Raw genomic sequence first — 24,183 nt, 5'->3', positions numbered from 1 at the left:
CACTTAATATCGAATAGCCAATGGTATTCCCAATAAATAAATTCGGCTCTCTGGAAAACCAGTTTCTGGTTTCCATGCCTCAACTGAATGACCCTGATTTTAAACAGACTGTTATATTAATGTGCAAGCATGACCATAACGGCGCTGTTGGAATCGTAATTAATCGGCTGACAGACCACCGGATTGGCGATATTTTCGCACAATTGGAAATTGACATTTCAAGCCACTATTACTCAAACAAACCGGTTCTGGATGGCGGACCGGTCTATCCTGAGCTTGGACTCATCGTTCACAACAGAAAATTCAAGTCCCGGGCTGAATCATGGGAGTCGAGCATGGATATCGGCGAACAATTGCGCTTAACAAGTTCAAAAGATATTCTGTCCGATATGGCGCGTGGAGAAGGTCCGGAAAAAGCATTCATGAGCCTGGGCTACGCCGGCTGGGCCCCGGGTCAACTGGAAAAAGAAATCCAGGAAAACGCCTGGTTCACGACGCCTGCGGATCATGAGATTCTATTCGCGGGCGAAGTGGACAACAAATGGCAACGCTCAGCGAAATTGCTCGGCATTGATACCAACAAATTTTCTCGTCAGGTTGGCCATGCGTAAATCCGATGGGGTTTATTGCCAGGAATCCATGCCTAAGTCGGCACGTTGAACCAGGTGAATTGAAAAATGAAAGAGATTCATGCTTGGGTGCCGTGGTTTCAGGAATTGGCACAGAAAATCGCAGATGGAGGAAAGGCGTATCTGATTGAGAAAGCGAAGGAGGTGGCTTGGGTGAACCTAAATCCCGCCTTGCTAAACGATGGCGATGAAAACATTGATCCGTTTTCGTTCGTTTATTGTCTGGCACAAAAAAACACCAAAAACCAGCGCAGGGTCGTATTTCCAAGTGCACATGAAGCATTTAGAATTAGCAGTGAATTGCCGGACATGGATGATGAACAACAATGGATTTTCCCCACGCCTTCTGCGAACACCGCCGCTTTATTTCATGATCGGAAACACTTTGAACCGGAAAAGTTGTGGCGCGCATTTAGAAAAGCAGTTCAACCATCGCCACAATTTGACGAGAATGAACTTCAGGAAGTGTTGGCAATCAACCAAGTGGGCGTTGCCAAACTCACGCAAAGTTTGTTTTTGATCAACCCATACTGCTTTTTGACGGTCGATAATGTTTCCCTTGATCTGTTGCAAAAACTACAAGAACAGCCGAAAGACCAGATCAAAAAATCTATTAAAAGAGAAGGATGGTCGTTCTATCAAACCGTTATTCAAAATTATAAGAACGAGTTTCCCAGTCTCGAATGTTATGAAATCAACCTGAAAATGTATCAAGATCAATATGCGAAAAACGAATACTGGCTAGTTGGAGCGCACTGGAACGATATTGATATGAGCGAGCAATTTATTGAAAAATGAATTTGGGAAGATGGTCGTGCGGGGGATTTGGGCAAGCAAATACGCGCCGACGATAAAATTGCAATCAAATCAACTTTTACACAAAAAGACAATCTTCCCTTTAACTATGCCGGAAAAATATGCTCGGTGATGCGAATAAAATTCCGCGGCACGGTCAAGGAGAATCCGGCGGATGGCAGACCTCTAAAAGTTGATTGGGAACAAAATTATAAAACGCGTGATTGGTATGTTAATACAAAACGGCGAACTATCCATAAATTGGATAAACCAGACGACCTGCCGCTGATCAATTTTGTTTTTCACGGACATGAACAAGATTATGATAAATTTCTTTTCGGAGAAGAGACCATGCCGAGTATGCATCCCTTGAATCAAATCCTCTACGGCCCGCCGGGCACAGGTAAAACCTGGAACACGGTTAATCACGCGTTGGCGATTATCGAGGGCCAGCCTGTGGAGGACCTTGAAAGGGAAAGTCGCACAAGCGAGGGTCGTAAAGCAGTCAAACTACGTTTTGATAAATTAAAAGAATGCGGCCAAATTGAAATGGTGACTTTTCATCAGAACTTTGCTTATGAAGATTTTATTGAAGGCATTAGGCCGGTCTTAGGGGGCGATTCCGACAATGTGCGTTATGAAATTGTTAACGGTGTTTTCAAAAGAATTGCTGATCAAGCAACCGATGAGGGGGCAAACTATGTCTTAATTATTGACGAAATCAATCGCGGCAATATCGCCAAGATATTCGGCGAATTAATTACCCTTATTGAAGATGCCAAACGGATTGGCAACAAGGACACAATGACCGTTACGCTACCCTATTCCAGCAATAGCGATGACGAAGACGACAGTTTTGGCGTACCGAATAATCTCTACATCATCGGCACGATGAACACCGCCGACCGCTCCATCGCGTTGTTGGACACGGCGTTGCGGCGGCGTTTTGATTTTATTGAAATGATGCCGCAACCGGATCATGTGCTTATTAACGATAATGTTGACGGCGTGAATTGCCGAGAATTACTGAAGGTGATGAATAAACGCATCACCGCCTTGCTCAACCGTGAGCATCAAATTGGTCACAGTTATTTTATCGGTGTTGATGACATGGAAAAACTTGCCAATGTTTTCCAACATAAAATTATTCCGTTGTTGCAGGAATATTTTTATGACGACTGGGCGAAAATTGATCTTGTGTTGAACAAGAACAGATTTGTGACTAGCGACAAAGTGGAAACCGACTTGTTCAGCAGCACAGAGTTAATGGATATCGAGCGTTTGATTTATGAGTTAATCGATGCGAACAGCAATAAATGGAAGGATCCTGCAAAGTACAAAAAAATCTACGCTACGACACAAACGAAATCGGATGATGGCGATGGCGAATAGGTCGGTAATTTTCAGAGAATATGATGAGATTAATGAAACAAACACCAACTTTAATTCAGATGAGATTGAAGAATTAAAAGAATTCGCCCTGAAGAATACGCACGATAAACAAGGCAACTACCGCCCGGTTCTGGAATTACGCAATGGCAAGTTAAAGACGCAAAATTATGTCGGCATTATCCAAACCCGCAAGGGCAAGGTGTTGGAAATTTTGCCCAAAGTGGATTTCGGTTACGGTAGCGATGACGATGGTGAAAAAACAAAGAAAGTGTTCGAGCAAATGCTCCGCACTTGGCTTGGCGTCAAGCACGCGCAGTTTAATGAGAGCGGCATTCGCGCCATGCAAAGATTCAACATGCTGGAAATTTTTGTGCGTTTGTTTCTGGAAAATCTGGTGCGGCTGACGAAGCGCGGTTTAGCAAAGCATTATCAGTTGGTGGAAGAAAACTTGCCGTGCTTGAAGGGCCGCATTTTATTTCCACAGCATATTCGCGCGAATGTTGCTAACCGCGCGCGGTTTTATGTGCAATACGATGATTTTAATGCGAACCGTCCAGCCAATCGCTTGATTCACAGCGCGATTGACAAACTCAAGCCGATGGTGCGACAGCCGGACAATCAGCAACTATTGCATCAGATGCAAATTTATTTCAGCGATGTTCCGATTTCACAAAATCACGATGACGACTGGCGTAAACAAAAAATCGACCGCGCCATGCAGCATTATCAGGCGGTGATGCAATGGGTTGGTTTGTTTTTGTTTGGACAAGGGTTGATCACTTTTTCCGGCACGCATATCGAACATTGTTTGTTGTTTCCAATGGAACAAATCTTTGAGGATTTTGTCGCGGATGCTTTTCGCAAATACCAAAACCATTTCCGCGTGCAAACCCAGAAATCAAAAAAATATCTGGCGACCACCGAAAACAGAAAATCCGTATTCCAAATGAAACCGGACATTACCCTGAAAAACAATCAAGCCCAATTTATCCTCGATACAAAATGGAAAAGCATCAACAAAGAAAATACAGATTCCAAACACGGCATCAACCAAACGGACATGTATCAGTTATACGCCTATGGCAAAAAATATAAATGCAATACCGTCGCACTTATTTATCCTCAAACGAAATATTTCAAGAAACAATTTTGTTATGAACTTGATGATAATTTGCGCTTGCTTTGCCTACCGTTTGATGTAACCAAACCCAAACACAGCGTGAAAGAAATCATCGCACAATTACCATGCTGAACACCGCCGACAGAAGTCAACAAATGACAACAAACAGAATTCTCAGTTTCGACTTCGGTTTAAAACGTATTGGGGTTGCGACTGGCAATCGGCGAACCAAAACCGCCCAGGCGCTTTCGACATTGCCAGCCAGCAATGGTCAACCGAACTGGCGCGCTCTGGATAAAATTTTGGCGCAATGGAAACCGACATTGCTGGTTGTTGGATTACCACTGGCAATGGATGGCAGTGAGAGTATTATGTCCAGCGCCGCCAGAAAATTCGGGGCAAGGTTATCCGAACATACTGGATTGACGGTCAACTTCGTTGACGAGAGACTAACCTCGGTTACTGCTGAGCGCATATTACGTGACTCTGTGGAGCCTGGAAAAAAGATGACAAAAAAACGAGTTGGCGCAATAGATAATCTTGCTGCGCAGTTGATTCTGCAAACCTATTTCGACGACGATTAGATATGAGTAGCAGTACTGACACAAGCACTGATACAGGCATTGATATAGAACAGACCATTCAAGGAATGGCCGAGCAAATTGCCGCGCACAATCCAGCCAATCCGATATTGATAGGTATTCATACTGGCGGCGTATGGATTGCACAACGATTGCAGCGGATTTTGGACTACAGCGAACCATTGGGAAGCCTCGATATTTCCTTCTATCGCGATGACTTTAGCCGGGTTGGACTGAACCCCGAAGTCAAATCATCCGAGTTGCCTGTGGCTATCGAAGACCGTAATATCATTCTTATTGACGATGTGTTATACACCGGTCGCACAATTCGAGCAGCAATGAATGAAATATTCTCATATGGGCGTCCAAACCAAGTGAAGCTTGGCGTATTGATCGAAAGATCGGGGCGTGAAATTCCCATCCAGGCAGATTTTGTGGGTTATGCCATGGATCAGCTTGATGAATCCCGACAAGTAAAACTAACCAATAAAAACGGAAAGCTTGAACTGAACGTCATTCAAATAAATGCAAGCAAAACAGGTGTGCCGGGATGATGCCGTCCGACAGCTCACTTCAGTTTGATGAAAATGGTAACTTAAAACACTTTTTAACGATAAACGGACTTCCCAGACAAACCCTGATTAACATCCTCGATACCGCGGAATCCTTTATCAATTTTGGTCAGCGGGAAATAAAAAAAGTGCCGTTGCTGCGCGGGAAAACGCTGGTCAACCTGTTTTTCGAACCGAGCACACGCACGCGCACGACATTCGAAATTGCTGGCAAACGGCTGTCCGCCGATGTGATTAATCTCAGCGCTTCAAGAATGTCCACCTCTAAAGGTGAAACCATTCTTGATACTGTTCGCACCCTGGTGGCCATGCACACCGACTTATTCGTGGTTCGCGACCATGCCAGTGGTGCGGCCCATCTTATCGCCAGTCACATGCCCGATCATGTTCGCGTAATCAATGCCGGGGACGGCCGCCATGCCCACCCTACCCAGGCGATGTTGGATATGTTCACTATTCGACAATCGAAACAGGAATTTTCCAACCTGACAGTCGCCATCATCGGTGATGTCCTGCATTCGCGGGTTGCGCGCTCACAAATTCAGGCACTAAATATTCTGGGGGTTAAAGCGGTACGAGTGATCGGGCCGAGAACCTTGATTCCCACGGAAATTGAATCCATGGGCGTGACCACAACAAGCGACATGGTGGACGGACTGGATGATGTGGATGTGGTGATAATGCTGCGCATACAGCGAGAGCGTATGGATGGGCAACTCATCCCTAGCGAACAAGAATACTTTAATCGCTACGGTTTGACCGAGGATAAACTCAAATTTGCCAGGCAAGATGCCATTGTCATGCATCCCGGCCCGATCAATCGCGGCCTCGAAATTGCGTCTAATGTGGCCGACGGTTCGCGTTCGGTAATCCTTAATCAGGTTACCAATGGCATCGCAGTGCGAATGTCAATCATGGCAAAACTTATGGGTGCCAGAGAATCGAGCATGAATGAGGATCGATCATGAACATCGCCATACGCAATGGCCACTTGGTGGATCCGGCCAACGGCATCAATGGCATCAATGATATTTATATCAGCGACAGCAAAATCGTTGCCATTGTCTCAGTCTCAGATGAATTTGCGCCAGATAAATTTTCAATCGACGACGACATCGATGCAACCGGTCAATATGTGTTTCCTGGACTGATTGATCTGTGCGCCCGGTTAAGAGAGCCCGGGGAAGAACACAAAGCCACCATAGAAAGTGAAACACGAGCTGCGGTAAGTGCCGGAATTACACGAATGGTTTGTCCACCGGACACTTTTCCAATCATTGATACGCCAGCCATGGCGCATATGATTCAGAATCGGGCGGACGACATCGGTTATGCCAAAGTTCATCCTTTGGGCGCATTGACCGTCAATCTACAGGGGCAGCGTTTGACCGACATGGCCATGCTGATGGAGGCCGGCTGCGTTGGCGTGAGCAACGCGCTGGAGACGGTGGAGAATACGCTGGTGATGCGGCGCGCGATGCAATATGCCTCGACTTACGATCTGCCGATTTTCCTCACGCCGAGGGACAAGTGGTTGCAAGGCAATGGCGTTGTTCACGAGGGCGAAGTAAGCACTCGACTTGGCTTGCCGGCCATTCCCGAAGCAGCCGAAACCGTGGGCGTGGCTCGCGACCTTGCCATCATCGAAACCAGCGGCGCGCGGGCGCACTTTGACCTGATTTCTTGCCGCCGCTCGGTCATCATGATAGCCGAAGCGCAGCGGCGCGGCTTGCCGGTAACCGCGGGCGTCGCCATCCATCACCTGTTATGTTCCGAAAATGATATTGGCGCATTTGATACTCAATATAAAGTTATGCCGCCATTACGCACCGAGCAGGACAAAGCCGGATTGATATCCGGCATCGCCGACGGGCAGATAGCCGCAATTTGCTCCGATCATCAACCCCACGGCGTAGATGCAAAACTTGCCCCGTTCAGCGAAGCCGCCATCGGCATCGCCGGAATCGATACGCTGTTGCCGCTGATTCTGAGCCTGGTCGCGCAGGGCAACTTAAGCATGGATACGGCGATTGCCGCACTCACTATAAATCCAGCGAAAATTATCGGCATCAATGCCGGACATTTAGCCGCGGGAGCTACCGCGGATTTGTGTCTTTTCGATGCCCGTAAAAAATGGCGGCTGGATGATCACACCATGCAAAGCAAGGGCAGAAATTCTCCGTTTATGGGCAAACAAATGATCGGCAAAGTCACCCGCACAATCATCAACGGGAAAACCGTGTTTGATGATTCTGCCCAATAATCAGGGCAGCGAATAATCATTGCCGAAAAGTTCCCCGCTTTAAGTTACGATTACGAACCCTTTTGATGACCCGATTCGGACGCGGGACTTTAGTCCCGCTGTCGTGGCAGTGTGCGAGGCTGAAGCCTCACTTCCGGTCGAGCGCGGGACTTTAGCCCCGCTGTCTTGGCAGTGTGCGAGGCTGAAGCCTCACTTCCGATTCGGGCGCGGGACTTTAGTCCCGCTGTCTTGGCAGTGTGCGAGGCTGAAGCCTCACTTCCGGTCGAGCGCGGGACTTTAGTCCCGCTGTCTTGGCAGTGCGCGAGGCTGAAGCCTCACTTCCGGTCGGATGCGGGACTTTAGCCCGGCTGTCTTGGCAATGTGCGAGGCTGAAGCCTCACTTCCGGTCGGGCGCGGGACTTTAGTCCCGCTGTCTTGGCAGTGCGCGAGGCTGAAGCCTCACTTCCGGTCGGACGCGGGACTTTAGTCCCGCTGTCTTGGCAATGTGCGAGGCTGAAGTCTCACTTCCGGTCGGACGCGGGACTTTAGTCCCGCTGTCTTGGCAGTGTGCGAGGCTGAAGCCTCACTTCCGGTCGGATGCGAGACTTTAGTCCCGCTGTCTTGGCAATGTGCGAGGCTGAAGTCTCACTTCCAGTCGGACGCGGGACTTTAGTCCCGCTGTCTTGGCAATGTGCGAGGCTGAAGCCTCACTTCCGGTCGGACGCGGGACTTTAGTCCCGCTGTCTTGGCAATGTGCGAGGCTGAAGCCTCACTTCCGGTCGGATGCGGGACTTTAGTCCCGCTGTCTTGGCAGTGTGCGAGGCTGAAGCCTCACTTCCGGTCGGGCGCGGGACTTTAGTCCCGCTGTCTTGGCAGTGTGCGAGGCTGAAGCCTCACTTCCGGTCGGATGCGGGACTTTAGCCCGGCTGTCTTGGCAGTGTGCGAGGCTGAAGCCTCACTTCCGGTCGGACGCGGGACTTTAGTCCCGCTGTCTTGGCAGTGCGCGAGGCTGAAGCCTCACTTCCGATTCGGATGCGGGACTTTAGCCCCGCTGTCTTGGCAATGCGCGATGCTGAAGCCTCACTTCCGATTTGGACGCGGGACTTTAGTCCCGCTGTCTTGGCAATGCGCGATGCTGAAGCCTCACTTCCGAATCGGACGCGGGACTTTAGTCCCGCTGTCTTGGCAATGCGCGATGCTGAAGCCTCACTTCCGAATCGGATGCGGGACTTTAGTCCCGCCATTACCGAGCAACACGATAGTTTGGATTTAATGATGCCGATGGCGTATTATCGGCAACTCACCGTGGCGACCTGATTTTGTCTCATAATGTGGCGACCCGGACATGTGGGGGTATAACCAGCCCGCTGGTCGTGGCGGTAAAATAACGCTCCCATAAAGCGAGCAACAGATCGCAACGAGCACAAAACCAACCAATCCTCACGCAGACCGTGACGCAGACATTGACCAAGAAACCGCCGAAAAAACCGATTGAACAATACGAACACGCGGATAAACAGCGGGTGAACAATCCGCAGGTGGGATTGGTTACGCCGAACACCGACCCGGACAAAGGCGAAAAGAAAACCTGGGAATACGACCCGCATTTAGACCCCGCGCTCCAATGGGCCGGCAAAGCCGAACATACATCGTTTGAAGTGCCAACCGTGTCGCTGCATGTACACGAGCGTATCGACACCAAAACGATTATTGGCGCGGTAAGCAAGGCGCATGACGATGGCGGTCAGGCAAGTTTATTTACCGAGCGCCGGCCGTTGCGCGAGGCGATCGCGTTTTATCGGCATAAGGATAATTGGAGCAACCGCCTGATTGCCGGCGACTCCTTACTGGTGATGAACTCGTTGCTGGAAAAGGAAGGGATGTCCGGCAAGGTGCAATGCGTGTATATGGATCCGCCCTACGGCATCAAATACGGCAGCAACTTCCAGCCGTTTGTGGGCAAGCGCGATGTAAAGGACGGCAAGGACGAGGACCTGACTGCTGAACCGGAACAGATTCGCGCCTTCCGCGATACTTGGGAGCTGGGCATCCATTCCTACCTGAGTTACCTGCGCGACCGGCTGTTGCTGGCGCGGGAATTACTGACCGATAGCGGCAGTGTGTTTGTGCAGATTGGCGATGAAAATGTGCATCGGGTTGGTTTGGCAATGGACGATATTTTTGGCGCGCAAAATCGCGTGGCCACCATCTCTTTTGCCACCACCAGTGGCAGTTCCACATCAAACTTGCCGCAAGTGGCAGATTATTTGCTGTGGTATGCCAAAGATAAGGGCAAAATAAAATACCGGCAGTTATACGAATCGCTGAGTCGGGCTGGAATTGTTGATTATTTTAATTGGGATGTCATGGCGGAATTGTCTGACGGTACCTGCAGAAAACTCACGGACGAGGAGCGTTTTGACCCGGACAAGTTCCTGCCCCAAGGCGCGCGTATTTATCGGCGCACCGGGTTGGACTCTCAAGGCGTTTCCACCACCGGACGCTCCGAGCCTTATCAATGGAACGGCAGAACCTTTCATTGTTCCAAAAACCGGCACTGGTCTATTTCTAAAGAGGGTATGGACCGCCTGAGCGAAATAGGCCGCTTGGAAGCACTGGAAGGGCAAGGTTCGCTGATGTGGAAAAGGTATGAAGAGGAAGCGCCGGGACGGCGGATTAACAACCTCTGGCCAGCACAAATGTATCCCAGCGAGAAAAGATATGTTGTAGAAACTTCTGTCAAAGCCATTCAACGCTGCATGTTAATGACCACCGACCCCGGCGACTTGGTGTTTGACCCAACCTGCGGCAGCGGCACTACCGCCTACGTCGCCGAGCACTGGGGCCGCCGTTGGATGACCTGCGACACCTCGCGCGTGGCCTTAACCTTGGCCAGGCAACGCCTGATGACCGCCAATTTTGACTACTACCGACTGGCCTATCCCGACGAAGGCGTGGGCAGCGGTTTTCAATATAAATCCGTCAGCAAAGTGTCGCCAAGTATTCTGTCCGGAAATGCGCCCGCCTCCCAAACTACGCTTTACAACCAACCGATTAAAGACACCAAGAAGGCGCGCATCACCGGGCCATTCACGGTGGAAGCCGTGCCGGCGCCGTATGCCAAAAACCTTGATGAACTGGAGCAGGATGACACGACAGGTTCAGCGCTTGATACCAGCATTGCCAGAAGCGGCGAAACCCTCCGCCAAAGCGAATGGCGCGACGAACTATTACGAACCGGCGTGCGTGGTAAAAATAATCAGAAAATCATGTTCAGCCGAGTAGAACCGCTATCCGGCACTCGCTATATCCAGGCCGAAGCGGAAACCACCTGGAGCAATGCCGGTGCCGACAGCGTGGCCGACGGGCCAATTGACTGCCCACAAAAAGTACTGGCACAAAAAGCGTGGATCGTGTTCGGCCCTGAACATGCGCCGTTGGAACAACGGCAAGTCGAGATGGCCCTGCAAGAAGCGGATAACTTGCGCCCCAAAGCGCAAATGATCTTGTTCGTCGCTTTCCAATTCGACCCGGAAGCGGCCAAGGACATTGACGAAACCAACTGGCCGGGCATGACATTGCTGAAAGTGCAAATGAACGCCGACCTGCAAACCGATGATCTGAAAAAACAACGCGCCAGCAACGAAAGTTTTTGGCTGGTCGGGCAGCCGGATGTGAGCCTGCGGCAAATCCGCCGCGGCCCGCACACGGATAAATGGCAAGTGGAAGTGCGCGGCTTCGACTACTTCAACACCAAGACCGGCGATGTGGAATCCGGCAACGCGGAAAAAATCGCAGTATGGATGCTGGACACCGACTACGACGGCAGAAGTTTATATCCGAATCAAGTGTTCTTCCCCATGGCCGGCCGCAAAGACGGCTGGAGCAAACTGGCAAGAAACCTGAAAGCCGAAATAGATGAAGATTTAATCGAAGCCTACAAAGGCTGCCAGTCCCTGCCGTTTGAGTTAGGAGAAAATAAACGCATCGCGGTTAAAATTGTGGATGATAGGGGGATTGAGAGTTTGCGGGTTGTGGGGTTGGCATAATGGCGAGAGCAGACCTTTTAGTGCAATTGGCAAAAGCAGCGATTGTCGGCGATAGTAATAGAATCGCTCAATCGCTGGAGGGCATTATTGCCGAGGAGCATGACAAAAACCATAAAATACTGGCGGACCGTTTGACGCGTGTTTTGCGAGAAAATGGCGAGCATAGACGCACAGGAAGAATTTTACAAAATGGTGTTTCTACACTTGTCCATGACATTGTGCCTGAAAAAACTCTTGGTGATGTTTATCTGTCAAAAGCAAATAAAATTATTTTGCATGAGCTGATTGAGGAAAACCATCGTCGTGAATTACTTCAGACATACGGTATTTCGCCTCGTAGCCGTTTGATGTTTGTTGGGCCTCCAGGTAACGGCAAAACAACTTTGGCCGAAGCACTTGCATATGAACTGATGTTGCCTTTAGTGGTGGTGCGTTATGAGGGTTTAATCGGCAGTTTTTTGGGGGAAACGGCAAGCCGCATGAATAAAATTTTTGAATATGCGCGTCAACGTCATTGTGTGTTGTTTTTTGACGAATTTGATGTGATTGGCAAAGAAAGAGGGGACCGACACGAAACCGGCGAAATCAAGCGGGTTGTAAGTTCGTTGTTGTTGCAGGTTGATGCCTTGCCGAGTCGCACAATAATCGTTGTAGCAAGCAATCATGCTCATTTGCTCGACAAGGCTGCGTGGCGGAGGTTTCAAGTCCGCATAGAGTTGTCGCCGCCGAAAAAAACAGAAGTGGCCACTTATATCGTGGATTACCAAAGAAAAACGAAACTCAACTTTGGGTTGGCGCCAGCAACCATTGCCACAAAATTAAAACCATCTTCTTACGCTGAATTGGAAGAATTCTGTCGAGATGTTCTTCGTAGCGCTATTCTGAAAAATAAAAAACACAATGCAAAATTGCTTACTAATCAAAGAATAGCGCAGTGGAATCAACGCGACAATCTTAAAAAGCGCACCCAAAAAGAAAATTAAATGGTTGCTTCAAGACCGCTGCTCATTTTCCCTTCACCGGAACCGGTTACTCGACCGAAAGGACACGGTGGCGGATCCGAGCCACCTAGCCCCGTCAGTTCATCAGAAAGAGCAGAACGTATTAGCAAACAATTTGAACATATCATCAGTTACATCCAGGATGCGCCTGACGATCCTTATCATGTCCTGGTTATTGAAACCGTTGGTAAAACCGCAGATTTTCACAAGGCCGTCCAGCAGATAAACGGACTTGAGTGGCTGGCCGAGATTGATGTAGATGATGTTTCTCTTGATGATTTATACGAGGAAGATAGCGATGATTTTAAAGCTGCCCGAAAGGCAGGGGGCAGACTCTATCTGTCATCAAGCAATCAACAAGCACTAAATAATCTAGAGAGTCTATGGCAACAGTGGAAGGATAACAAAACACTAGACCGTGGGTTTGGTTCATGGAAATATTTGTTTAAGTATATCACTGTCCTGCGGTTTTGGGATGAGAAAGACCGACTGGATTACACTGGGATTCTCGATAAATGGAAAGACGAGGTCAATATAAAGGATGGCACTGGCTCAGAGTGCGCTTTTGAGATTGAATTACAATTTCTAAGGAACGAAGAAGGTGCCGCCCGCAATGTCGATAAAATGGTCGATCATATCGAGTCTTTGGAAGGCAGAGTTAATAACCGATGCCGGATTGTTGAAATTGCTTTTCACTCAATGAAAGTGACCGTGCCGATATCTGCGGTGAAGCATGTTCTGAAAAGTCATGAAAACCATTCAAACTACCCGGATTGGATACGATTTTCAGGAATTAAATACTGTCGTCCTATTAGTCAGCAACTACAGACGGATGCGGAATTGGAAGATAATCTATTGGAGCAAGCGCTTACTCCGCCGACTGCTTCTCCCCCAGTAATTGCGTTATTAGACGGCACCCCGTTACTTAACCACCGGTTTCTTGCAGATTACATCGTTTTTGACGATCCCGATGATTTTGCAAGTAACTATAATGCCGCCGAGCAAAAGCACGGAACCTGTATGGCATCGCTTATTTGCCATAACGATCTGTCTGATCCAGATAGAGTCTCTGTCGGCAGGAAAATTTATGTGCGCCCGATCATGTTCCCTGTTGATAATGGTCAAGGGAGAATAGAGCAAATACCAAGCGTGGATTTTGCAGAAGACTTGATCGAAAGAGCAGTAATCAGAATTTTTGATGAACATGAGGAAGCAAATGCTGCATGCCCAACGGTTCGAGTAATTAATTTGTCTATCGGCAACCTTGACCAACAATTTATTCGTGAAATGTCCCCATGGGCAAAATTGCTGGACTGGTTATCGTGGAAGTATAAAGTCTTGTTTATTGTTAGTGCCGGTAACTTTGATGGCGAAGTTGATACAAGAGAAGAAGACGGGCAACTGTCCCAGAAATTTGTTCAATCTATGGAAAGAACCCAAATAGAAAGAAAATTGCTGTCTCCTGCGGAATCCATCAATAGTTTAACGGTTGGCGCAATGCATCTCGATTTTTCGTCCAGCGAGAAAAACAGGTTGGTTAATCCATACAAAGACCAACACTTACCAGCGGAATATAGTCGCAATGGCCCGGGTTATAGACAACAAATCAAACCAGAGATCCTGGTTTCTGGCGGGGAAATGCTTTACGAACAAGCTGCTGATAAGTTTGTTCCCCAACTGCGTAATGATATTGGGCAAAGAGCCGCTTATGTGGGTGTCTTGCCGGAGGACATCACCAATACAACGCACAGAATCGGCACTAGCAATTCCGCTGCCTTGGCAACTCATGCGGCCGCGCATTTGTTTGAAATTTTAGAGGAATTACGCGGAGAAACTGCAGAACTAACTGAGAACTACGATGCACTTCTTTTGAAATCTCTGCTGGTGCATGGCGCAAGTTGGGGCGAAATGAATGACCAGTATGAAGTGTTAAAAAATTCTCAAAATTCACACAGATTTAAGCGTGTCATCGCCAAGCATTTGGGCTATGGAGAAGTAAATTTCGCCAGAGTCATGTCTTGCACTGAAACCCGAGTCACAATACTGGGGTTTGGTGAATTGAATCAAAGCGAGCGTCATCGGTTTAATTTGAATATCCCAGATGCGGTTACAGGGCTACACATAAGGATGGTCGTAACCTTGGCGTGGTTCACACCAATTAACCCTTTTCGATATGGCATACGCCAAGCCAAATTATTTTTTGATGTTCCAGATTTTTCGAACACAAACCGACAAGAAGCGGATTGGCAACAAGTAAAAAATGGTTCTGTACAACATGAAATTTTTAACATTAATCAATTTACAGGTAACCAAATCGAAATATTTGTTCAATGCGAAGCAGATGCTACTGAAAATTTGGTAGAAACAATTCCTTACGCAATAAGCTTTACTCTGGAGGCAGAAGAAGAAACCGGTATTGACCTTTACGAAATGATTGAACAATCGATCCATATCTCAGTATGAGCGAAAAATCACTAAACTAATCATCAACAACCCGTATGATGAGCCTCAGCGCTATTGGCTGTATAACCGAGAAAACAGGGATTTTCACATCAAAGAGGGGCGGCGACCAGCGGGTTATGTCATGGCGACACCAAACTTCAGGGGTTTTGATGATCCGGGTATCGCTGTTGAAATTGCTCTGGTCAACAAAATCCGCCCACGGGTAAAAGCTTGGCGGGAGTCTGGGTATGCCGGTGTTACCGGTATCACAAAGCGATTACTGGAGTATTGGCATGATCCAGAACAACGCCAGCATAGCCGGTTTTTCTTTTGCCAGTTAGAAACGATTGAAACCCTGATCTGGCTGACCGAAGCACCGGCCGCAGACAGAGTCGGCATTGACATTGAAGGAGACGGCGGCGGTTTTGAACGCTGGTGCAGCAAGATGGCCACTGGTTCGGGCAAGACCATTGTCATGGCGATGATTATTGCCTGGAATTTTTTGAATAAAGTCACCAATCCAATGGATACGCGGTTCAATAAATATGCCTTAGCGGTGGCACCCGGACTCACCGTAAAAAACCGGTTGCAGGTATTGCAACCCGCTCATGAAGAGAACTATTACGAAGCATTTAATATCGTCCCGACCACTTTGATGGACAAACTCAGGCAGGGCACGGTGTTGATTCAGAACTGGCATACACTGGCATGGGATACCCAGGAAAAGCTTGATAAGAAGATTGAAAAAGGGCAATTGCGCTCGGTGGATAAAAGGAAGCGAACTGAAATAAGCGGGGCCGCCTATGTGCGGCAGGTTTTGGGCGAGATGGCCAATGCGCGGAATATTCTGGTTATTAACGATGAAGCGCATCACGCTTGGCGAGTGAACCCGGAGGCAATCGGCAAGTATCAGCGCATTGGCTCAGAGAAAGACAGCGCGGAAGAAGCCACCATCTGGGTCGGCGGTTTGGACCGGATACACGAGCAAAGAGGAATCCTGCGCTGTTTTGACCTTTCCGCCACGCCGTTTTCGCCTTCCGGCAAAAGAACAGCGGAGGACGCATTGTTCACCTGGATTGTGTCTGATTTTGGCTTGAATGACGCGATTGAATCGGGGTTGGTGAAAACACCGAGAGTGGTGGTTCGGGATGACAGCATCGTCACCAGGGAACTGAAATCACGGCTCTACCATATTTATGCCGATGATGAAGTGAAAGACGATATCAATCGTCCGGCGGAGGAGGCAGAGCCGCTGCCTGACTTGATCGCCAATGCCTATTATTTACTCGGCATGGATTGGCAAATCGCCAAACAAGCGTGGGAGCAAGCCAAGCATCCCGTGCCGCCAGTGATGATTACTGTTGCCAACAGAACGGAAACTTCGGCGCGGATAAAATACGCTTTTGAGCATAACAAAATTTTAATCCCTGAACTGTGTAACACAGATCAAATTTTGCAGATAGACAGCAAAGTGCTCAATGCAGCCGAAGCCGAAACGGAAGCGGTTGAAATCGAAGTGGCGGCCGGGGATGTAAACCAGGAAGCCGCGCCGAAACTTACGAAAAGACAGCAAGCGGAATGGTTACGGCAAACAGTCGACACGGTCGGCGAGGAGGGAAAGCCGGGCGAGCGGATTCAAAATGTAATTTCGGTAGGCATGTTGTCAGAGGGATGGGACACCAAAACAGTTACCCATATTATGGGTCTGCGCGCCTTTTCCAGCCAGTTATTATGCGAGCAGGTGGTTGGGCGCGGGCTTCGACGAGTCAGTTATGATGTCGGCGAAGACGGTTTGTTTGAAGCGGAATATGTCAATATATTCGGCATCCCTTTTACCTTTCTGCCGCACGAGGAAGGCGAGGACGGCCCACCGCCGCCGCCATTGCCGAAAACAAGAATTGAGCCGATGAAGGAAAAGTCAAAGCATGAAATTAGATGGCCGAATGTTATTCGCATTGATCATGTCTATCGCCCTTTGCTTACATTGGATTGGCAGAAGGTTAAAATCCTGGAAATAGATCCTTACGAGACGATTACCCAAGCGGATTTGGCCGCTATTATTTCCGGGCAGGCAAATCCTGCGGTTAAAGCGGCTATTGGCTTGGAGAAAATTGCAGCAGAGACAAGAGTGCAAACCATCGTTTTCAAGGTAGCCGCTTCGATCTACAACGCCGAGCAACGACCGGATTGGAAAGGTCCCAAGGAGATGTTTCTCGCAAAAGTTGTCAGGTTGGTTGAAGCGTTTATTCAATCGGGAAAAATTGTAATTAAAAACAATTTGTTTAATGAGGATGAGTCAAAAAATAAAATATTGATTATTCTCAACATGAATAAAATCATTCAATACATTTGGTCGGAGATTCGAGCAGAGAACACTGAAAAATTAACGCCAGTGTTTGACCGGGAAAATCCAATCAGATCAACCTCCGGGGTGCGAGCCTGGTTCACCAGCAAACCCTGCGAGCGGGTTGAAAAGTCACACCTCAGCCATTGCGTGTATGACAGTGGGTGGGAAGCGACGGAAGTTTATTTTCTTGAACAATCCGATCTAGTGACATCCTTTGTCAAAAACGACCATTTAGGATTTTCAATTTTGTATAATCACCATGGCATCATTAGAAAATATTACACCGATTTTCTGGTCCGGCTAGCTAACGGCGAATATTTGATACTGGAGGTCAAGGGTACCGATAGCCAACAAGATAAAACCAAGCGGAAATACTTAAACCAATGGGTGCAAGCCGTGAATGAGCAAGGCGGCTTTGGAACATGGCATTGGGATGTTTCTTTTCATCCCTCTGATATCGAACACAAAATCAGAAAATGTATGGAAAACTCGCCTGCGCCGTCCGTGGTTGCGGCATAAGTTTGGCAGATGAGGCATTCCTTAAAGCTTTTATCATTTTGAGGCCGACCTGTTTCCGCGCATTCTGTCAATTAATTGCCTCGTTCTTTAGCCAGCACGCCCTAATGAAGCAGAATCAATCTGGCATCGTCACCGACTGGCGCAAATTGCGGTCAAAAGCGGCTGGGCTGATTGTCTCCGACTAGCCCATTTGCAGCGAATAACCATTGCCGAAAAGTTCCCCGCTTTAAGTTACAATAATGTAATACCCGGTTCATGTATTATAAGCATTCGTTTGCTTATAATTGCGCCAATCTAACGTTTTTGAGGCAATATCAATATAATGAGCAACAGCAACCAACCACTCTCGGTTACAAACGCAAGACGGTGGCATGGCAAAGCACCGTTGGCAGTGTTGACCTTGCTATTAGCTGCAACTTTAGTAGCCGTCTCGGTTCTATCGAAACCGTTGCTCGCCAAGACAGAGCCTGCACATGCGGCTGCGAGTTTAACTAAAATCAATGTTGACGACGGTTTCGCCGAATTGGTGAAAGCGGTTAAACCGGCGGTGGTGAATATCTCGGTCACGGGACATGTCAACATGGGCGGCCAGGGTCAGCGATTTGATTTTCACGGTCAATCACCACAGTTGGAAGAATTTTTCAAGCGGTTTTTTGGCGAGCCAAACTCGAGACAACAGCAGAAAAAGTACAATCAGCGCCCGGTTGAGAGAAAAACCATAGCAGTCGGCTCCGGATTCATAATCGATCCTGCTGGACTTGTGGTGACCAATTATCATGTCATTGAAGACGCTGATGAAATTGAAGTGGTATTTGATGACGGCACGCGGATGCCCGTTATCCTTAAAGGCATCGATAAAAAAACCGACCTGGCGTTACTCGAAATTAAAACCGATAGCGTATTGCCATATGTTGTGTTTGGAAATTCCGATGAAGCCGAGGTCGGAGATTGGGTCATCGCAATCGGTAACCCATTTGGGTTGGGCGGCACCACCACCAGCGGTATTATTTCCGCCCGGGGTCGAGATATTCGATCAGGGCCGCTGGATGATTTTATTCAAATAGATGCCTCTATAAACCGTGGCAACTCAGGCGGGCCGCTGTTTAACACCAAAGGCGAAGTGATCGGCGTCAACAGCGCAATTTATTCTCCCAACGGAGGCAGCGTCGGAATTGGTTTCGCAATTCCCTCCGACATGGTTGCTAACGTCATCGCGCAACTACGGGAAAACGGCACCGTGCAACGAGGATATCTCGGTGTCCACATCCAGTCAATTACCGAAGAAATTGCTGAAAGCCTTGGACTGGATGATGCCAGTGGCGCGTTGGTAACCCAGGTTATGGAGGATAGTCCGGCAGACAAAGCCGGGGTCAAATCCGGTGATGTAATCCTCGCTTACGACGGCAAGAAAATTGCGAAGATGCGTGATCTGCCCAAGCTCGTGGCATTGACCACGAAAGACAGCGAAGTGGAGATAAAGTTATGGCGCAATGACAGCACTAAAACCCTGCGTGTCGCTGTGGGCAGTAATGATGAAAATCAGATCGCAAGCGTCTTGGGTAATGGCGATTCGTCACTCGATTTTGGTCTTAAATTGGCGAAAGTCGATAAGGATAAAGTTGAAAAATATAATCTCGATGAAGACACCGTCGGCGTCGTCATTGTCGATGTTGCACCTAACAGTTCTGCGCAACAACGTGGTCTTCGTGAAGGCGATGTCATAAAGCGGGTCAATAAGACTGTCGTAGTCAATCCTGCGGATGTTGTAAAAGCAATAGAATTATCCAGGGAAAACAAAAAAGAGTCGGTCCTGCTTCTGGTCGAAAGGAATAAACAGGCACGTTTTGTTGTTATCCCCATGAATACATAATACTAATCTCTGCACTTATGCCACACTACTTTGGCCGCGCGCAAGGAAGCGCACGCTGTATTCCAGTATGGCTTACACACCGCCAAATCCAATGCGCAAGCTTTATTTGTTATAATTCCGGCTCATGGCAAAAACTGCCCATAAGCGATTACCCAAGCGATTGCATGACACCAACGACATCTGGCTTTTATTGAGGGCCGAAGTAGAAGACTTGCTTCTCGCCGAGCCGGTTCTCGAAAAATTTTACCGCGACGCGGTGCTGGATCACGATAGTTTCGGTAACGCCCTGTGTTCAGTGCTGGCCTCTCGATTACAATGCGAAGTTCTCGATAAAGCAACTTTGGCAAGAACAATTTACAATGCCCTGCAAAACGATCACGATATTATCGATTCCGCAAAATTTGACCTCCTTGCATTTTGTCAGCGCGACCCCGCATGCAACCGCTATTCCTTGCCGTTTTTATATTACAAAGGCTATCAGGGGTTGCAGATTTATCGCGTAGGACGCTGGTTATGGAAAAACCACCATCGTGGGCTATCTCGTTTTTTGCAAAGTCGGGTGAGCCAAGTATTTGGCATGGACATTCATCCGGCTGCAAGCATCGGCAAAGGAATATTAATTGACCATGCCACCTCCATTGTCATCGGAGAAACCGCAGTGGTTGGGGACAATGTATCCATGCTCCACGAAGTTACCCTGGGCGGCACCGGAAAGGATACCGGTGATCGCCATCCGAAAGTCAACAGCGGCGTGCTTATCGGCACTGGCGCAAAAATTCTTGGCAATGTCAGCATCGGAAAAAATGCAAAAGTCGGCGCTGGCAGCGTCGTATTAAATGATGTGGATGATTATTGCACAGTGGCAGGCATTCCCGCACAACCCGTGGGAGATTGTGCCGATGGAACGCCGGCATTAGAAATGGATCATTCCTTGGATAGCGCCCTGAATAGCCCCTGAATAGAACATAATCATCCCGTGCAATGCCCATAAATAATTCACCAGAATCTAACGGAAACAACCATGAATTTTGAAAAAGTACTGTTTGCTTTAACCTGGTGAAGCAGCAATCCGATGAATGGGCGAGTGCGCTGGCGAACAAATTGACAGCATGCGAGGAGGGCATGAATCCGCTTTCCTGGGTAATCTCATTGAATCACCAACGCACCGCCGCTTTCATTGAACGATTTAACCGAGGGGATAATATCCATTTGCATCACTTGATGCGCGAACCCACTAATCGAAAGAAAAACTGCCCTGTGTGGCATTGTTGCTGCAGCGGCACGGCAAAGAACGATTACCGACCGAAATATTGCTGCCCGATGATAAAACCCGGGTACATCCTGATGACCGTATTTTGTTTGCCGGGGACATTAAAGCAAAATGGAAAATTAACCATATCATCACTTCCTCCGAGGCGTTGCGCTATACCCTCACCGGAAGCCATCCTCCAACCAGCATTTTCTGGCGCTGGGTCACTAGGGCATCAGGTTAGGGTCGGGCCAGGACATCAGGCTCACAAACCGGTTGATTAAAGTTAGCTCTGTTTTCGTGCAATATCCGGGCTTATAAATCCACGTTATTCTTTGGTGTCTCCTGTGTAACACTGCATTTCTGCGGAGCAACCGCTAAAATAGCAATTTAATCAAAAAGCGTTCATTAAGCTGACCTTATCCTTGCAGCTAGATACGGGTTATTGATGGCATGACGCGCACCTTTTAATCCTGAAAAAGGATCAATGGATAGCCACACAGGAATATCCGTTATAAAAGAGGATAACCTTCCTTTTCGGGTTAATCGATCCCAAAAAAGGCTTTGAGGAATAACCGACTGAATTTTTGGCATGATGCCTCCGACGATGACGATTCCTTGACGGGCGCCTAGCACAAGCGCAAGATCAGAAATTATCGTTCCCAGAAAATCCAACATCAAACGAACCGCATCTATTGAAGAGGCGTCACCGTTAATGGCGGCGTTTCCAATCTCTGCTGCATTAGCGTATTTTGCTGGTTTGCCGGATTGTTTGGTTAAATGCTGATAGAGATACTCAAGCCCAGCACCACTCACAACGCGCTCAACAGATACATGTGAATAACATTTTTGCAGGGAATGTAAAATATGTTGCTCAGCTTGATTTTGCGGTGAAAGTGAAATGTGTCCACCTTCGCCTTCCACCGGGAAAAATCCGTCATTCGTTGGAATCAAAGCGGAAATCCCTAATCCTGTTCCCGGCCCAATAACCAATAAAGGCGCAGTGGTTTCTGACTTTCCTTTACGCAACAATAATCTTTCGTCGTTGCTTGGAAGGGTTTGCGCCAGTGCCTGCGCGGTAAAATCATTAATAACCAATAATCTGGATAGATTTAGCCGACCCATCAGATCCCGCTGGCAAAATTGCAAGTGACTGTTGGTTACTGATATGTGATCATCTAATACAGGACCAGCTACGGCAATAACCGCCTCTTTGATAGATGATAAGTTGTGTAACTCAATATAGGATGAAAGTGCATCTAACAGGGTTTTGTGATGGCAGCCAGAAACAACTTCAATATCTGTTAGCGTGTCTGCAGTTGTTGGAATATGTGCAAAACGGATATTTGTACCGCCAATATCCGCAACCAATAGAGACATGCTATACCAACTTACTAGGTAAGTCTTTCGCCTGTTTTCTTATCAAAAAAAGAGGCATTGGATAAGTCGAAATAAAGTTGAGCCTTGCTTCCTGCCTGAATAGATTTATTTGCATTTAATCGAGCGGTTACGGTTTTACCGCAAAGCTCGGTAATGATATAGGTGTCTGCGCCAGCGGGTTCGACAACATCAATATCACACTTGCCTACGCCATGCTGTGCCGAATCGGTATTTTCAACATCCGATATATGCTCAGGACGTATGCCCAAGATTACCTGGCATCTTTTCTTGACATATTTTAGACAGTTGGGATGTCTAAGTATTATTTCTTCTCCGGCGCGATTATATAATTCGACCGTCATCCATGCGTCATCTGGTGTGACATAGGCATCAAGCAGATTTATGCTGGGTGACCCCATAAAATCAGCAACAAACACATTGTGAGGCTTATGATAGATTTCAGCAGGGGTCCCAATTTGTTGTGTCTCTCCATCCTTCATAACAACAATTTTTGTAGCCAACGTCATCGCTTCAATTTGATCGTGGGTAACATAAACCATCGTTGCACCGAGATCTTCATGAAGTTTTTTAATTTCTGTACGCATGCTGACACGTAGTTTTGCATCTAAATTAGACAGCGGTTCGTCGAAAAGAAACAAAGACGGTTCACGTACAAGAGCACGGCCCATAGCAACACGTTGGCGCTGTCCGCCTGAAAGTTGCCCCGGTTTTCGATGCAATAGATTTTCCAACTGTAATTTTTCTGCTACCTGGTTTAATTTTTCCTGTCGGGTTTTCTTGTCAATGCCACGAACCGCAAGAGAGAATGTAATATTTTTAGCAACGCTCATGGTTGGATAGAGCGCATAAGATTGAAAAACCATGGCAATATCACGATTGCCAGGATCCACATTTTGCATATCGCGACCGCTGATATTTATGCTCCCACTGGTTAACGATTCCAGTCCAGCAATGCACCCGAGCAAAGTCGATTTACCACAGCCAGAAGGTCCTACCAATACCAGAAAATCACCCTGTTTTATTTCAAAATTAATATCCTTGAGCACCTCGGTTGGGCCATAGGATTTGCATAGATTGGTTACCGATAATGCTGTGTTTTTCATAAATTATCCCTTGACTGAACCTGAGGTTAATCCCCGAACAAAATACTTTCCCGCAACAACATAGACCAATAAAGTCGGCAATGCTGATAACACGGCTGCCGCCATATCGACATTGTATTCTTTTACCCCGGTTGTTGAATTAACAATATTGTTCAACGCAACCGTAATGGGCTGCGTTCCTGCCTGGCTAAAAGAAACGCCAAACAAAAAATCATTCCATATTTGCGTAAATTGCCAAATCACGGTGACCACAATAACTGGTAATGACAGGGGAAGAAAAATAGACCAGCAAATTCTAAAAAAACCTGCGCCATCTATTCTGGCAGCACGCATCAGCTCCTTTGATATCGTCACAAAATAATTTCTGAAAAACAAGGTGGTGAAACCAATGCCATAGACTACATGGACCAGCACCAAACCCGGGATGGAGCCTGCGAGACCAAGCAATCCAAGCATTTTTGCCATTGGCAATAAAACGATCTGGAAGGGAATAAAGCACCCGAACAGCATCAGTGAAAAGATTAAATTTGCGCCGCGAAATTTCCATTGTGCGATAATATATCCATTGAGCATTCCAAGAATTGTTGAGATAGCCACAGCAGGAATAGCAATAATCACTGAATTCCAAAAGTAGGGCCGCACGCCGTCGCACTGAATACCTGCGCACGCTTCCGACCATGCTGTAATCCAAGGTTGGAATGTTAGCGTACGCGGTAGGGATATCAAAGAGCCGGTACGAATTTCCTCCATATCCTTCAACGATGTGATCACCACAATAAATAAAGGAATGAGATAAACCAGTGCCATCCCTATCAGCATAGCATACAGGCTGAAGCGTAAAAAATATCGGATAATCAATGCAGTAACACGG

The 24,183-nt window shown here is 47.6% G+C and carries 19 protein-coding genes; 16 read left to right on the top strand and 3 right to left on the bottom strand.

Translation table 11 applies throughout. From position 1 onward, the window contains the following. Window positions 1–20: 20 nt before the first annotated feature. The 16 genes from ACPXXB_RS07280 (at window position 21) to ACPXXB_RS07205 (ending at window position 21,052) form a co-directional block, all read left to right on the top strand. Window positions 21–611 (top strand): YqgE/AlgH family protein, encoded by a 591-nt coding sequence (locus tag ACPXXB_RS07280; protein ID WP_423906005.1) that lies wholly within the window; start codon window positions 21–23, stop codon window positions 609–611. A gap of 66 nt (window positions 612–677) precedes the next feature. After that, the gene (locus ACPXXB_RS07275) at window positions 678–1,427 is read left to right on the top strand and encodes a hypothetical protein (RefSeq protein ID WP_423906002.1); all 750 of its coding nucleotides are present in this window, start codon (window positions 678–680) and stop codon (window positions 1,425–1,427) included. Between the two features lie 129 nt (window positions 1,428–1,556). After that, window positions 1,557–2,816, top strand: coding sequence for an McrB family protein (locus tag ACPXXB_RS07270; RefSeq protein ID WP_423905999.1), 1,260 nt, complete (start codon window positions 1,557–1,559; stop codon window positions 2,814–2,816). After that, entirely contained in the window at window positions 2,806–4,068 is a 1,263-nt protein-coding gene (locus tag ACPXXB_RS07265; RefSeq protein ID WP_423905996.1) for an McrC family protein, read from the top strand. The genes ACPXXB_RS07270 and ACPXXB_RS07265 overlap by 11 nt, the downstream gene beginning before the upstream one ends. After that, window positions 4,062–4,520, top strand: coding sequence for a Holliday junction resolvase RuvX (gene ruvX / locus ACPXXB_RS07260; protein ID WP_423905993.1), 459 nt, complete (start codon window positions 4,062–4,064; stop codon window positions 4,518–4,520). The genes ACPXXB_RS07265 and ruvX overlap by 7 nt, the downstream gene beginning before the upstream one ends. A gap of 2 nt (window positions 4,521–4,522) precedes the next feature. Continuing rightward, window positions 4,523–5,071 (top strand): bifunctional pyr operon transcriptional regulator/uracil phosphoribosyltransferase PyrR, encoded by a 549-nt coding sequence (gene pyrR, locus ACPXXB_RS07255; protein ID WP_423905990.1) that lies wholly within the window; start codon window positions 4,523–4,525, stop codon window positions 5,069–5,071. Next, window positions 5,068–6,057, top strand: a complete 990-nt coding sequence (locus ACPXXB_RS07250) for an aspartate carbamoyltransferase catalytic subunit (protein WP_423905988.1) — start codon at window positions 5,068–5,070, stop codon at window positions 6,055–6,057. The genes pyrR and ACPXXB_RS07250 overlap by 4 nt, the downstream gene beginning before the upstream one ends. After that, a complete protein-coding gene (locus ACPXXB_RS07245; RefSeq protein ID WP_423905986.1) occupies window positions 6,054–7,352 on the top strand; it encodes a dihydroorotase in 1,299 nt (432 codons plus the stop codon). Before ACPXXB_RS07250 ends, ACPXXB_RS07245 begins: the two co-directional genes overlap by 4 nt. 1,167 nt (window positions 7,353–8,519) lie before the next feature. Continuing rightward, the gene (locus tag ACPXXB_RS07240) at window positions 8,520–8,648 is read left to right on the top strand and encodes a hypothetical protein (protein WP_423905983.1); all 129 of its coding nucleotides are present in this window, start codon (window positions 8,520–8,522) and stop codon (window positions 8,646–8,648) included. Window positions 8,649–8,782: 134 nt separating this feature from the next. Next, window positions 8,783–11,380 carry a site-specific DNA-methyltransferase gene (locus tag ACPXXB_RS07235; RefSeq protein ID WP_423905980.1) on the top strand — a complete coding sequence of 866 codons (2,598 nt, stop codon included), beginning with the start codon at window positions 8,783–8,785 and terminating at the stop codon, window positions 11,378–11,380. Next, a complete protein-coding gene (locus ACPXXB_RS07230) occupies window positions 11,380–12,363 on the top strand; it encodes an AAA family ATPase (RefSeq protein WP_423905977.1) in 984 nt (327 codons plus the stop codon). The genes ACPXXB_RS07235 and ACPXXB_RS07230 overlap by 1 nt, the downstream gene beginning before the upstream one ends. Continuing rightward, complete coding sequence (locus tag ACPXXB_RS07225; RefSeq protein WP_423905974.1) at window positions 12,364–14,844, top strand: S8 family peptidase; 2,481 nt, start codon at window positions 12,364–12,366, stop codon at window positions 14,842–14,844. Next, window positions 14,816–17,689: a BPTD_3080 family restriction endonuclease gene (locus ACPXXB_RS07220; protein WP_423905972.1), complete on the top strand. Its 2,874-nt coding sequence runs from the start codon at window positions 14,816–14,818 to the stop codon at window positions 17,687–17,689. The genes ACPXXB_RS07225 and ACPXXB_RS07220 overlap by 29 nt, the downstream gene beginning before the upstream one ends. 322 nt (window positions 17,690–18,011) lie before the next feature. After that, entirely contained in the window at window positions 18,012–19,559 is a 1,548-nt protein-coding gene (locus tag ACPXXB_RS07215; RefSeq protein WP_423905970.1) for a DegQ family serine endoprotease, read from the top strand. A 124-nt stretch (window positions 19,560–19,683) separates the two neighbouring features. Continuing rightward, window positions 19,684–20,517 carry a serine O-acetyltransferase gene (cysE, locus tag ACPXXB_RS07210; RefSeq protein ID WP_423905967.1) on the top strand — a complete coding sequence of 278 codons (834 nt, stop codon included), beginning with the start codon at window positions 19,684–19,686 and terminating at the stop codon, window positions 20,515–20,517. Window positions 20,518–20,824: 307 nt separating this feature from the next. After that, window positions 20,825–21,052: a hypothetical protein gene (locus ACPXXB_RS07205; protein WP_423905964.1), complete on the top strand. Its 228-nt coding sequence runs from the start codon at window positions 20,825–20,827 to the stop codon at window positions 21,050–21,052. 164 nt (window positions 21,053–21,216) lie between these two features. Here ACPXXB_RS07205 and ACPXXB_RS07200 read toward each other — a convergent pair whose 3' ends face one another. From ACPXXB_RS07200 to ACPXXB_RS07190, 3 genes are read right to left on the bottom strand one after another with little or no spacing between them, the layout of a single operon-like run. Further along, window positions 21,217–22,188 (bottom strand): ROK family protein, encoded by a 972-nt coding sequence (locus ACPXXB_RS07200; protein WP_423905961.1) that lies wholly within the window; start codon window positions 22,186–22,188, stop codon window positions 21,217–21,219. 14 nt (window positions 22,189–22,202) lie between these two features. Further along, entirely contained in the window at window positions 22,203–23,312 is a 1,110-nt protein-coding gene (locus ACPXXB_RS07195; RefSeq protein WP_423905959.1) for an ABC transporter ATP-binding protein, read from the bottom strand. Window positions 23,313–23,315: 3 nt separating this feature from the next. Beyond that, window positions 23,316–24,170: a carbohydrate ABC transporter permease gene (locus ACPXXB_RS07190; protein ID WP_423905958.1), complete on the bottom strand. Its 855-nt coding sequence runs from the start codon at window positions 24,168–24,170 to the stop codon at window positions 23,316–23,318. Window positions 24,171–24,183 lie beyond the last annotated feature (13 nt).

The organism is Candidatus Spongiihabitans sp. (assembly GCF_965237845.1).
Classification (GTDB): domain Bacteria; phylum Pseudomonadota; class Gammaproteobacteria; order Arenicellales; family Poriferihabitantaceae; genus Spongiihabitans.
This window is presented reverse-complemented; position numbering and strand designations above follow the sequence as displayed.